This window comes from Streptomyces sp. NPDC028314, assembly GCF_055565795.1.
In genome coordinates, this window is the sequence record NZ_JBVHTP010000004.1 from 422,278 (window position 1) to 434,563 (window position 12,286).

10 protein-coding genes are annotated in these 12,286 nt (G+C 72.2%); 6 read left to right on the top strand and 4 right to left on the bottom strand.

Annotated elements, in window-relative coordinates; all coding sequences use genetic code 11:
- Nucleotides 1-3 precede the first annotated feature (3 nt).
- Entirely contained in the window at nt 4-1,452 is a 1,449-nt protein-coding gene (locus ACZ4TG_RS12815; protein ID WP_468161975.1) for an MFS transporter, read from the bottom strand.
- 93 nt (nt 1,453-1,545) lie between these two features.
- Here ACZ4TG_RS12815 and ACZ4TG_RS12820 point away from each other — a divergent pair, with 93 nt between their 5' ends.
- Nucleotides 1,546-2,133: a TetR/AcrR family transcriptional regulator gene (locus tag ACZ4TG_RS12820; RefSeq protein WP_468161976.1), complete on the top strand. Its 588-nt coding sequence runs from the start codon at nt 1,546-1,548 to the stop codon at nt 2,131-2,133.
- A 250-nt stretch (nt 2,134-2,383) separates the two neighbouring features.
- On the opposite strand, the gene rpsT is transcribed toward ACZ4TG_RS12820, so the two are convergent.
- Nucleotides 2,384-2,650 carry a 30S ribosomal protein S20 gene (gene rpsT / locus ACZ4TG_RS12825; protein ID WP_327161927.1) on the bottom strand — a complete coding sequence of 89 codons (267 nt, stop codon included), beginning with the start codon at nt 2,648-2,650 and terminating at the stop codon, nt 2,384-2,386.
- Between the two features lie 200 nt (nt 2,651-2,850).
- Between rpsT and lepA the strand changes: the two genes are divergently transcribed.
- The 3 genes from lepA to hemW all read left to right on the top strand — a co-directional run bounded on the left by lepA (nt 2,851) and on the right by hemW (nt 8,203).
- Nucleotides 2,851-4,713 (top strand): translation elongation factor 4, encoded by a 1,863-nt coding sequence (gene lepA, locus ACZ4TG_RS12830; RefSeq protein WP_468161977.1) that lies wholly within the window; start codon nt 2,851-2,853, stop codon nt 4,711-4,713.
- A gap of 285 nt (nt 4,714-4,998) precedes the next feature.
- The gene (locus ACZ4TG_RS12835) at nt 4,999-6,891 is read left to right on the top strand and encodes an AMP-dependent synthetase/ligase (protein ID WP_468161978.1); all 1,893 of its coding nucleotides are present in this window, start codon (nt 4,999-5,001) and stop codon (nt 6,889-6,891) included.
- Between the two features lie 79 nt (nt 6,892-6,970).
- Nucleotides 6,971-8,203 carry a radical SAM family heme chaperone HemW gene (hemW, locus tag ACZ4TG_RS12840; protein ID WP_468161979.1) on the top strand — a complete coding sequence of 411 codons (1,233 nt, stop codon included), beginning with the start codon at nt 6,971-6,973 and terminating at the stop codon, nt 8,201-8,203.
- 121 nt (nt 8,204-8,324) lie between these two features.
- Here the strand turns inward: hemW and ACZ4TG_RS12845 are convergent, their stop codons facing one another.
- Nucleotides 8,325-9,122, bottom strand: coding sequence for a DUF3097 domain-containing protein (locus ACZ4TG_RS12845; protein ID WP_468161981.1), 798 nt, complete (start codon nt 9,120-9,122; stop codon nt 8,325-8,327).
- Between the two features lie 28 nt (nt 9,123-9,150).
- A complete protein-coding gene (locus tag ACZ4TG_RS12850) occupies nt 9,151-9,876 on the bottom strand; it encodes an MBL fold metallo-hydrolase (RefSeq protein ID WP_468161982.1) in 726 nt (241 codons plus the stop codon).
- A gap of 174 nt (nt 9,877-10,050) precedes the next feature.
- Between ACZ4TG_RS12850 and hrcA the strand changes: the two genes are divergently transcribed.
- The gene (hrcA, locus tag ACZ4TG_RS12855) at nt 10,051-11,067 is read left to right on the top strand and encodes a heat-inducible transcriptional repressor HrcA (RefSeq protein WP_468161983.1); all 1,017 of its coding nucleotides are present in this window, start codon (nt 10,051-10,053) and stop codon (nt 11,065-11,067) included.
- The gene (gene dnaJ, locus ACZ4TG_RS12860) at nt 11,068-12,207 is read left to right on the top strand and encodes a molecular chaperone DnaJ (protein ID WP_463411792.1); all 1,140 of its coding nucleotides are present in this window, start codon (nt 11,068-11,070) and stop codon (nt 12,205-12,207) included. It begins immediately after the preceding gene.
- Nucleotides 12,208-12,286: the final 79 nt, after the last annotated feature.

The window sequence follows — 12,286 nt, forward strand, 5'->3', positions numbered from 1 at the left end:
GGGTCAGTGGGCCATGGCGCGCGGGGCCGAGGGATCCGGGCGGCCCGGCGGGAGCAGGAGGGCGGCGGCCAGGGCAAGGGCCAGGGCGGGGACGGCGACCACGGGGAACCCGGTCGAGGCGAGGGCGGCCACGCCGACGGCGGCGCCGAGTTCGTGCGAGGTGGAGACCAGGCCGGAGGCCAGGCCCGTCTGGTCCGGGGGCACTTGGCTCAGGGCGGCCGTCGTCGCGCAGACGAACGCGGCGCCCAGACCCAGGGCCAGCAGGGCGAAGCCGGGGACCAGCCCCGACCACAGCCCCCCGGTCCCGGCCAGGGCCGCGCCGGCCGCAGCCAGGGCGAAGGCCGTGACCCCGGTCGGGCGCCAGCCGAAGCGGCCGACCGCGCCCGAGCCGAGATGCGCGCCCGCGGTGACCGCGACCGCGACGGGGAGGAAGGCCAGCCCGGTGACCAGGGGGCTGCGCCCCAGGGTGTGCTGGATGTGCAGGGAGCTCAGGTAGAAGCCCGCCACCAGCAGGCCCGCCGCCCCCAGCATCACGGCGCTGCCGCCCAGCAGGGCGCGGCGGCCGTGCGGGGAGGCGGGCAGCAGGCCCTGGGGGGAGTGCGGATCCCGGGAGCGGCGTTCGGTCGCGGCCAGCAGGAGTCCCGCCGCCGCGGCGCCCGCGAGCCAGGGCCAGGAGCCTTCGGTGAGGCCGTACACCAGGCCGGCCGAAGCCGTGGTCAGCAGGAACGCTCCCGGCACGTTCAGGGGGCGCCGGTGTGCTCCCCAGGCGCCGGGGGAGCGCAGCGGGCGGCCGAGCAGCAGCGGGACGCCGATCAGAGCGAGCGCCCCGGCCGGGAGGTTCACGTAGAAGATCCAACGCCAGCCGGGCCCGTCGGTGAGCACCCCGCCGAGCAGGACCCCGAGCGCCGCGCCGGCGCCGCCGATCGCCGCCCAGACGCCGAGGGCGCGATGCCGGGACGGGCCCTGGAACAGGGTCATGACCAGCGACATCGCCGCGGGCGAGAGCAGGGCCGCGCCGATGCCCTGGGCGGAGCGCGCCGCGATCAGGGTGCCTGCGCCGGCCGCGAGGGCGGAGGCCGCCGAGGCGGCGGTGAAGACCGTCAGCCCGGTCAGGAACATCCGCGCGGCCCCGAAGCGGTCGGCCAGCCGCCCCCCGACGAGCAGCAGGCTGCCGAAGAACAGGGTGTACGCGGTGACCACCCAGGTGAGGCCGGAGGAGGAGAGCCGGAGGTCGCTGCCGATGGCGGGGAGCGCCACGTTCACCACCGTCACATCGGCGATGAGCATGAACTGGGCCATGCAGAGGAGGGCGAGCAGCCCCCGGCGGTGCGGGTGCGCCGGGTCGGCCGGGGCCGCGGGGCCGGACGGGCCGACTGCGTGGGGCGGGCCGGCTGAGGGGGACGGGCCGGGGGACGGGTCGGCCGCGTGGGGCGGGTGGTGGCGTTCGGGCATGGCAAGGCCGCCTTAGAAGGTTAACAGTGGTGTTAGGGATCGAGTATGCAGGCCGACCGCTCGAATGTGAACAGGGGTGTTAACTTTGAGGGCATGGTCTCCGACGCCCACCGACCCCGCCGCCGCGCCGACGCGGAGCGCAACACCGCCGCGATCGTCGACGCCGGCCTGGACTGCTTCCTGGCCGATCCGCAGGCGAGCATGACCGCCATCGCCCGCGCCGCCGGCGTCAGCCGGGTCACGCTGTACTCGCACTTCCCGACCCGCGAAGCCCTCCTCGACGCCGCGCTCGACCGCGCGGTCGACGAGGCCGCCGCCGCCATGGAGGGGGAGGGGGAAGGGGAGGGCGAGCCGGACCTCGCACGGCTGATGCGGACCTCGTGGCGGCTCCTCGACCGGCACTCCGCCGTCTTCTCCGCCGTCTCCGCGGCGCTCCCGCCCGAACGGCTCCGCGAGCGCCACGACCGGATCCTGGCCCCGGTGCGGCGCCTGATCCTGAGCGGGCGGGAGGCGGGCGAGGTGCGGGCGGACCTCTCCGCGGACTGGCTGGTCAGCGTCGTCTACAGCCTCGTCCACGCGGCGGCCGCCGAGGTCCAGGCCGGGCGGATGACCCCCGAGGAGGCCCCGGAAGCGCTCACGGCCACCGTTCTCGCGGCCCTCGCCCCGCCGCGAGAACGGTGAGCCCGACCCCGCGCGCGGGGTCGGCCCGGAAGGGGGCGACGAACGGCAACGCACGGACAACGCACTGCCACCGCACGGGCAAGACGAAGGCCCCGGCCACCACCCTGGGGAAGGGTGGAGGCCGGGGCCTTCGGATACTTCTTGGTTGCGCCGCACCCGCGTGGCGAACGCTTCGCGTGCGGCGCGGAGTGCCGGTCAGGAGCGGGAGAGAGGGCCCGCTTGATCCCTACCCGGCGATCACATCAGGAGCTCAGCCCTGGAGGGTGGCAACCTTGGTGGCCAGCGCCGACTTCTTGTTGGCGGCGGCGTTCTTGTGGATGACACCCTTCGAGACAGCCTTGTCGAGCGCGCGGGAGGCGGCGCGGGAAGCCACGGTGGCCTTCTCGACGTCACCCGCGGCGACGGCCTCGCGGGCCTTGCGGATCGCGGTCTTGAGCGAGGACTTGACGGCCTTGTTGCGCAGGCGCGCCTTCTCGTTCGTCTTGTTCCGCTTGATCTGGGACTTGATGTTCGCCACGAAAGAGCCTTTTCAGGTTCAGAGTTTGATCTTCGGATTGTGTCCCGGACGGTGAGAGGCCATACGAGACACAGCTGCTCAGGCTACCAGGCACGCTCGGGACAGCCCAAACCGAGCGCACTGCCCTGTCCATGGGACCATGGGAGTCTGCACATATAGAGACTTCGTTTCCGACTGAGACCCGAGAATCAGGACACTGCGTGCCCGCGATCCCCAGCCACGTGCCCGAGCCGAGCCGTACCGACCCGGCGCTGATCCGCAACTTCTGCATCATCGCGCACATCGACCACGGCAAGTCGACCCTCGCCGACCGGATGCTCCAGCTGACCGGCGTCGTCGACCAGCGGCAGATGCGCGCCCAGTACCTCGACCGCATGGACATCGAGCGTGAGCGCGGCATCACCATCAAGTCGCAGGCGGTCCGCCTGCCCTGGGCGCCCACCGAGGGCCCGGGCAAGGGCAGCACGCACATCCTGAACATGATCGACACCCCCGGTCACGTCGACTTCACGTACGAGGTCTCGCGCTCCCTCGCCGCGTGCGAGGGCACGGTCCTCCTGGTCGACGCGGCCCAGGGCATCGAGGCGCAGACCCTCGCCAACCTGTACCTGGCGATGGAGAACGACCTCGCGATCGTCCCGGTCCTGAACAAGATCGACCTGCCGGCCGCCCAGCCGGAGAAGTTCGCCGAGGAGCTGGCGAACCTGGTCGGCTGCCAGCCCGAGGACGTGCTGCGGGTCTCGGCGAAGACCGGTCTCGGCGTGGACGCGCTGCTCGACAAGGTCGTCGCCACCGTGCCGGCCCCGATCGGCGTCAAGGAAGCGCCCGCGCGCGCGATGATCTTCGACTCGGTCTACGACTCGTACCGGGGCGTCGTCACGTACGTGCGTGTGGTCGACGGCCAGCTGAACAAGCGCGAGCGCATCCGGATGATGTCCACCGGTGCCACCCACGAGCTGCTGGAGATCGGCGTCTCCTCCCCGGAGATGACCCCGTCCGACGGCATCGGCGTCGGCGAGGTGGGCTACATCATCACCGGCGTGAAGGACGTCCGTCAGTCCAAGGTCGGTGACACCATCACCAGCCTCCACAACGGCGCGACCGAGGCCCTCGGCGGCTACAAGGACCCGCGGCCGATGGTCTTCTCGGGCCTGTACCCGCTCGACGGTTCGGACTACCCCGACCTGCGCGAGGCCCTGGACAAGCTCCAGCTCAACGACGCCGCGCTGGTCTACGAGCCGGAGACCTCGGCGGCGCTGGGCTTCGGCTTCCGCGTCGGCTTCCTCGGCCTCCTGCACCTGGACGTGGTGCGCGAGCGCCTGGAGCGCGAGTTCGGCCTCGACCTGATCGCCACCGCGCCCAACGTGGTCTACCGGGTCGTCCTGGAGGACGGCAAGGAAGTCACCGTCACCAACCCGAGCGAGTTCCCCGAGGGGAAGATCTCGGACGTGTTCGAGCCGGTCGTACGGGCCACCGTGCTCGCGCCCACCGAGTTCATCGGCGCGATCATGGAACTCTGCCAGACCCGCCGCGGCACGCTCCTCGGCATGGACTACCTCTCCGAGGACCGGGTCGAGATCCGCTACACGCTGCCTCTCGCGGAGATCGTGTTCGACTTCTTCGACCAGCTGAAGTCCAAGACGCGCGGCTACGCGTCGCTGGACTACGAGCCCACGGGCGAGCAGGCCTCCAGCCTGGTCAAGGTCGACATCCTGCTGCACGGCGACAAGGTCGACGCCTTCTCCGCCGTCACGCACAAGGACGCCGCCTACGCCTACGGTGTGCGCCTGGTCGCCAAGCTGCGCGAGCTCATCCCGCGGCAGGCCTTCGAGGTGCCGATCCAGGCGGCCGTCGGCTCCCGGGTCATCGCCCGCGAGACCATCCGCGCCATCCGCAAGGACGTGCTGGCCAAGTGCTACGGCGGTGACATCTCCCGTAAGCGGAAGCTGCTGGAGAAGCAGAAGGAAGGCAAGAAGCGCATGAAGATGGTCGGCTCCGTGGAGGTCCCGCAGGAGGCCTTCATCGCCGTCCTCTCCAGCGACGAATCCGGCAAGAAGAAGTAGCCGCGGCGGCCGCCCGACCAGGCGGACGCAAAGGGCGGGTCAAGAAGCACCCCTGCCCCAAGTCGTGACAAACGGGCCCACATGCGCACGCATGGGGGCCCGTTTCGTTATGAAGCGGCCGCTCGCCGCCTCTTACGTGTCGGGCGGGCGGCCTCTAGTCTGATCACTGCTTGATGGTTACTCGCCAGTCACAAACTCGCCAGCCGTAACGCGCAGGTCCCCACCCCGCCAGTCCCAAGCGCCCCACGCCCACGCACTGCCGCGTGGACCGGTCCGGAGGATGTCGTGAGCGACACACAGACCTTGATCGAGAACCGCCCGCCCACCGTGGCGGCCCTCTTCCTTGAGCGCGTCGCGGCCACGCCGAACGCCGAGGCCTACCGCTATCCGGTGACCGCGGCCGGCGCCGCGGGCGGACCCGACGACTGGAAGTCGCTCAGCTGGGGACAGGCCGCCGAGCGGGTGTTCGCCATCGCCGCGGGTCTCGCCGACCTCGGCCTCCGGTCGGAGGACCGGGTCGCCCTCGCCTCCAACACCCGGGTCGAGTGGATCCTGGCCGACCTCGGCGTGATGTGCGCCGGCGCCGCGACCACCACCATCTACCCGAGCACCAACGGGGAGGAGTCGGCGTTCATCCTCGCCGACTCCGAGAGCCGGGTACTGATCGCCGAGGACGCCAAGCAGCTCGCCAAGGCCCGCGCGCACCGCGCCGACCTGCCCCGCCTCCAGCACGTCGTGGTCATCGACGGCGAGGACGCGGTCGCGGCGGACGGGGACCCCGAGGGCTGGGTGCTCTCCCTCGCGGACCTGGAGGCGCGCGGCAGGGAGTACCTCGCCAAGCACCCCGAGGCGGTGAAGGAGCGGATCGCGGCCATCACCGCCGACCAGCTCGCCACCCTGATCTACACCTCCGGCACCACCGGCCGCCCCAAGGGCGTGCGGCTGCCGCACGACAATTGGTCGTACATGGCCAAGGCCACCGTGGCGACCGGCATGATCTCCGCGGACGACGTCCAGTACCTGTGGCTGCCGCTGGCGCACGTCTTCGGCAAGGTGCTCACCTCCGGCCAGATCGAGGTCGGGCACGTCACCGCCGTCGACGGCCGCATCGAGAAGATCATCGAGAACCTGCCGGTCGTACAGCCGACCTACATGGCGGCCGTACCGCGCATCTTCGAGAAGGTCTACAACGGCGCCGCCGGCAAGGCCCGGGCCGCGGGCGGGGCCAAGTACAAGGTCTTCAAGTGGGCGGCGGGCGTCGCCCGCGAGTACGCCAAGGTCCGCCAGGACAACTACCGGCGCACCGGCAACGCCACCGTCCCCTTCGGCCTCGCCACCAAGCACAAGGTCGCCGACGCCCTCGTCTACTCCAAGCTCCGCGAGGCCTTCGGCGGGAAGCTGCGCGCCGCCGTCTCCGGCTCCGCCGCCCTGGCCCCCGAGATCGGCTACTTCTTCGCCGGCGCGGGCATCCACATCCTGGAGGGCTACGGCCTGACGGAGTCCAGCGCGGCCTCCTTCGTCAACCCCGGCGAGGCCTACCGCACCGGCACCGTCGGCAAGCCGCTCCCCGGCACCGAGGTCCGCATCGCCGACGACGGCGAGATCCTGCTGCGCAGCCCCGGCATCATGCAGGGCTACCACGGGCTCCCGGACAAGACCGCCGAGGTGCTGGAGGCCGACGGCTGGCTGCACACCGGAGACATCGGCGAGCTCTCGCCCGACGGCTACCTGCGCATCACCGACCGCAAGAAGGACCTCATCAAGACCTCGGGCGGCAAGTACGTCGCCCCGGCCGAGGTGGAGGGCCAGTTCAAGGCGATCTGCCCGTACGTCTCCAGCATCGTGGTGCACGGCGCCGACCGGAACTTCTGCTCCGCGCTGATCGCCCTCGACGGGCCCGCCATCCTGGGCTGGGCGGCCGAGCACGGGCTGGAGGGCAAGACGTACGCCGAGGTCGTGGCCGCGCCGGAGACGGTCCGGCTGATCGAGACCTACGTGCAGACGCTCAACGAGGGCCTCCAGCGCTGGCAGACGATCAAGCAGTTCCGGCTGCTGCCCCGCGACCTGGACGTGGAGCACGGCGACCTCACCCCGAGCCTCAAGCTGAAGCGGCCGGTCGTCGAGCGCGAGTTCAAGTACCTCATCGACGAGATGTACGCGGGCGCGAACGAGGCGTAGCGGACGGGGGCGGGCGGTCGGGGCGGACCCCGCGCCCGGCCCCGTAAACGACCTTGGGGCAGTGCGGGACAATGGGCCCATGCCTTCCGCACTGCCCGACGGTGACCCCATGCCCGAAGACGGCTCGCTGCCGTCGCACGCCCTGGCGGGTGCCGGGGACCGGCCGCTCGGGTTCTACCTGCACGTCCCGTACTGCGCCACGCGCTGCGGGTACTGCGACTTCAACACCTACACGGCCACCGAGCTGCGGGGTACCGGCGGCGTGCTCGCCTCCCGGGAGAACTACGCCGACACGCTGATCGACGAGGTCCGCCTCGCGCGCAAGGTCCTCGGTGACGACCCCCGCGCCGTCCGGACGGTGTTCGTCGGCGGCGGCACGCCCACGCTGCTGCCCGCCGGGGACCTCGTACGGATGCTCGCGGCGATCCGCGACGAGTTCGGGCTGGCCGAGGACGCGGAGATCACCACCGAGGCCAATCCGGAGTCGGTGGACCCGCGGTACCTGGCGGAGCTGCGCGAGAGCGGGTTCAACCGGATCTCCTTCGGCATGCAGAGCGCGAAGCAGCACGTCCTGAAGGTGCTGGACCGCACGCACACCCCCGGGCGGCCCGAGGCGTGCGTCGCGGAGGCGCGGGCGGCCGGGTTCGAGCACGTGAACCTGGACCTGATCTACGGCACGCCCGGCGAGTCCGACGAGGACTGGCGGGCGTCCCTCGCCGCCGCGCTGGGGGCGGGGCCGGACCACATCAGCGCCTACGCGCTGATCGTGGAGGAGGGCACCCAGCTGGCCCGGCGGATCCGTCGCGGTGAGGTCCCGATGACGGACGACGACGTGCACGCCGACCGGTACCTGATCGCGGACTCGGTGATGGCCGAGGCGGGCTACCACTGGTACGAGGTGTCGAACTGGGCCACGACCGAGGCCGGGCGCTGCCTGCACAACGAGCTGTACTGGCGCGGAGCCGACTGGTGGGGCGCCGGGCCCGGTGCGCACTCGCACGTGGGCGGCGTGCGGTGGTGGAACGTGAAGCACCCCGGCGCGTACGCGGCCGCGCTGGCGCAGGGGCGGTCCCCGGGCGCGGGCCGGGAGCTCCTGTCGGACGAGGACCGGCGGGTCGAGCGGATCCTGCTGGAGCTCCGGCTGGTGGACGGCGTCCCGCTGTCCCTGCTGGCCCAGGCGGGCCTGGAGGCCTCCCGGCGGGCCCTGGCGGACGGCCTGCTGGCCCCCGGCCCGTACGAGGCCGGCCGCGCCGTACTGACCCTGCGGGGGCGGCTCCTGGCCGACGCCGTGGTCCGGGACCTGGTCGACTGACCCGCCGGTGCGGGGCCGCCGCAGGCTGCGGCGGCCCCGCACCGGCGGTCACGGGGCCGGCCAGGCCGTGACGTGGCCGGTCCAGGCGGACGTGGTGGGTCCCAGGCCGTGTCGTGGCCGGTCAGGCCGTGACGTGGTCGATCAGGTGCTCCACCGCGCCCAGCAGGGTGGGCTCCAGATCGCGGTACGAGGTCACCCGGGACAGGATGTGCTGCCAGGCGGCGCCCGTGTTCTCCGGCCAGCCCAGCTCGCGGCAGATGCCCGTCTTCCAGTCCTCGCCGCGCGGGATCACCGGCCAGGCCGCGATGCCCAGCGCGGACGGCTTCACCGCCTGCCAGACGTCCACGTACGGGTGGCCCACGACCAGGACGTGCGGGGAGGCCACCGAGGCCGCGATCCGGGACTCCTTCGAGCCCGGCACCAGGTGGTCCACCAGCACGCCCAGCCGGGCGTCCGCGGCCGGGGCGAACTCCGCCACGATGGCCGGGAGGTCGTCGATGCCCTCCAGGTACTCCACGACCACGCCCTCGATGCGCAGGTCGTCGCCCCAGACCCGCTCCACCAGCTCGGCGTCGTGCCGGCCCTCCACGTAGATCCGGCCCGCCCGCGCCACCCGCGCCCGGGCCCCGGGGACGGCGATCGACCCGGACGCGGTGCGGGCCGGAGCCGCCGGTCCGCGCGACGGGCGGACCAGGGTGACGACCGCCCCGTCGAGGAGGAACCCGCGAGGCTCCATCGGGAAGACCCGGCGCTTGCCGAAGCGGTCCTCCAGGGTCACCGTGCCCGCCTCGCAGGCCACCACCGCGCCGCAGAAGTCCGTACCGGCCACCTCGACCACCAGGTCGGGTTCCGCCGCCACCTCCGGCACGGCCTTGGGGCGCTTCCACTGGGGGGTCAGGTCGGGGGAGTACTCGCGCATCCGGCCGACACTAGGAGAGGCGCGGCCGTCATGCCTCCGACACGCCGAAACGCGCTGCCAGTGTGGCGCGTTGCGCACGTACGAAGCCCGCGTCGACCACCGCTCCGTGACCCGGCACGTACAGCGCGTCCTCCCCGCCCAGCGACAGCAGCCGGTCCAGGGCCGCGGGCCAGCGGGCCGGCACCGCGTCGCGTCCCGCCTGCGGCTCGCCGGACTCCTCCACGAGGTCCCCGCAGAAGACCACCTCCCGCTCGCCCGGCACGAAGACCGCCAGATCGTGGCCCGTGTGCCCCGGCCCCACATTGGCCAGCAGCACCTGGACCCCGCCCAGCTCCAGCGTCCACTCGCCCGACACCGGGTGGCGGGGGAGCACGAGCAGCTCCACGGCCTCCGTGGCCTGCGCCTCGTCCAGCCCGTGCCGTACGGCGGACTGCCGCAGGGCCTCCCGGCCCCCGGCGAGCAGGGAGTCCAGTCCGACCGCCCCGTAGACCTCGGCGCCCGCGAAGGCCGCCCCGCCCAGCACGTGGTCGAAATGTCCGTGCGTGAATGCGATATGGGTCACGCGCCGGCCCGTCAGCCGCTCCGCCTCGGCCCGCACCAGCGCGCCTTCCCGCAGGCACGAACCGGGGTCGATCAGCAGGACGGACTCGTCCCCCACCACCAGTCCCACCGTGCAGTCCCACACCGGCAGTCGGCGCCGGCCCGCCCGCTCGCCGAGCCGTTCCCAGCCGGCCTCTTCCCAACGTACGTCCATGCCGCGACGCTACCCTGGCGGGCCGCCCTTGCCCCCGGCGTACTACCCGGCCGTACACTGACCGGGGGGTCTCTGGCACTCGGGTGCGCAGAGTGCCAGCAAGGCCCGCGACGGGCCGGGCGAATACCGACCGGAAACCGACCGACGACCGACAGCATCAGGAGGGTGTGCGCGATGCTCAGCGAACGCAGACTCGAGGTGCTGCGCGCCATCGTCCAGGACTACGTCGGGACGGAGGAGCCGGTCGGCTCGAAGGCGCTCACCGAACGGCACCGCCTCGGCGTCTCGCCCGCCACCGTGCGCAACGACATGGCGCTGCTGGAGGAGGAGGGCTACATCGCCCAGCCCCACACCAGCGCCGGCCGGATCCCCACGGACAAGGGCTACCGCCTCTTCGTCGACAAGCTGGCGGGCGTCAAGCCGCTGTCGACCCCCGAGCGGCGGGCCATCCAGAACTTCCTCGACGGCGCCGTCGACCTCGACGACGTCGTGGGGCGCACGGTGCGGCTGCTCGCGCAGCTCACCCGGCAGGTCGCCGTCGTCCAGTACCCGAGCCTGACCCGGTCCACCGTCCGGCACGTCGAGCTGCTGTCACTGGCGCCCGCGCGCCTGATGCTCGTGCTGATCACGGACACCGGCCGGGTCGAGCAGCGGCTGGTCGACTGCCAGACCCCCTTCGGGGAGACCTCTCTCGCGGATCTGCGGGCGAGGCTCAACAGCCGGGTCGTCGGCCGTCGGTTCACCGACGTGCCGCCGCTCGTACAGGACCTTCCGGAGTCCTTCGAGACCGAGGACCGGGCGACGGTCAAGGCCGTCCTCGCGACCCTTCTCGAAACGCTGGTGGAGGAGGCGGAGGAGCGGCTGATGATCGGCGGCACCGCCAACCTCACTCGATTCGGACATGACTTTCCCCTGACGATCAGGCCGGTGCTGGAAGCGCTGGAGGAGCAGGTCGTGCTCCTCAAGCTGCTCGGCGAGGCCAATGAGTCGGGGATGGCCGTGAAGATCGGGCATGAGAATGCCTACGAGGGACTGAACTCCACGTCCGTCGTCTCGGTCGGCTACGGTTCGGGCGGCGAAGCAGTCGCCAAACTCGGCGTGGTCGGACCGACCCGCATGGACTACCCCGGAACGATGGGAGCGGTACGCGCAGTGGCACGTTACGTCGGACAGATCCTGGCGGAGTCGTAAGTGGCCACGGACTATTACGCCGTTCTCGGCGTGCGCCGCGACGCATCGCAGGACGAGATCAAGAAGGCCTTCCGCCGACTCGCGCGCGAACTCCACCCGGATGTGAATCCGGACCCGAAGACGCAGGAGCGCTTCAAGGAGATCAACGCGGCGTACGAGGTGCTCTCGGACCCGCAGAAGAAGCAGGTCTACGACCTCGGCGGCGACCCGCTGTCCTCCTCGGGCGGCGGTGGTGGCGCGGGCGGATTCGGTGCGGGCGGCTTCGGCAACTTCTCCGACATCATGGACGCCTTCTTCGGCCAGGCCTCGCAGCGCGGCCCGCGCTCGCGGACCCGCCGCGGCCAGGACGCCATGATCCGTCTGGACCTGGAGCTGGACGAGGCCGCCTTCGGGACCACCAAGGACATCCAGGTCGACACGGCCGTGGTCTGCACCACCTGCTCCGGCGAAGGCGCCGCCCCCGGCACCTCGGCGCAGACGTGTGACATGTGCCGCGGCCGCGGTGAGGTCTCGCAGGTCACCCGGTCCTTCCTGGGCCAGGTCATGACCTCGCGGCCCTGCCCGCAGTGCCAGGGCTTCGGCACCGTGGTCCCCACCCCCTGCCCCGAGTGCGCGGGCGACGGCCGGGTCCGCTCCCGCCGCAGCCTCACGGTCAAGATCCCGGCCGGCGTGGAGAACGGCACCCGGATCCAGCTCGCGGGCGAGGGCGAGGTCGGCCCCGGCGGCGGCCCCGCCGGCGACCTGTACGTGGAGATCCACGAACTGCCGCACCCGACCTTCCAGCGGCGCGGGGACGACCTGCACTGCACGGTGACCATCCCGATGACGGCCGCGGCCCTGGGCACCAAATGCCCGCTGGAGACGCTGGACGGCATGGAGGAGATCGACATCCGGCCGGGCACCGGCTCCGGCCAGGCGATCCCGCTGCACGGGCGCGGTGTCACGCACCTGCGCGGCGGCGGCCGCGGCGACCTGATCGTCCACGTCGAGGTCACCACCCCGGGCAAGCTGGACGCCCAGCAGGAGGACCTGCTGCGCCAGCTGGCGAAGCTGCGCGGCGAGGAGCGGCCGATGGGCCAGTTCGCGCCGGGCCAGCAGGGCCTGTTCAGCCGCCTCAAGGACGCGTTCAACGGTCGCTGACCGCCGCTCGCGGAAGTCGCGTACGAGCCCGGCCCGGGGAAAGACCCGGGCCGGGCTCGGCTGTTCCCCCAGCTGGTCC

Bases quoted from the DNA above. Each gene is read 5' to 3' on its own strand.
- ACZ4TG_RS12845 (WP_468161981.1), bottom strand. From the start codon at position 9,122: ATGCGCGAGTACTCCCCCGACCTGACCCCCCAGTGGAAGCGCCCCAAG.
- ACZ4TG_RS12820 (WP_468161976.1), top strand. From the start codon at position 1,546: ATGGTCTCCGACGCCCACCGACCCCGCCGCCGCGCCGACGCGGAGCGC.
- hrcA (WP_468161983.1), top strand. From the start codon at position 10,051: ATGCTCAGCGAACGCAGACTCGAGGTGCTGCGCGCCATCGTCCAGGAC.
- ACZ4TG_RS12815 (WP_468161975.1), bottom strand. From the start codon at position 1,452: ATGCCCGAACGCCACCACCCGCCCCACGCGGCCGACCCGTCCCCCGGC.
- ACZ4TG_RS12850 (WP_468161982.1), bottom strand. From the start codon at position 9,876: ATGGACGTACGTTGGGAAGAGGCCGGCTGGGAACGGCTCGGCGAGCGG.
- hemW (WP_468161979.1), top strand. From the start codon at position 6,971: ATGCCTTCCGCACTGCCCGACGGTGACCCCATGCCCGAAGACGGCTCG.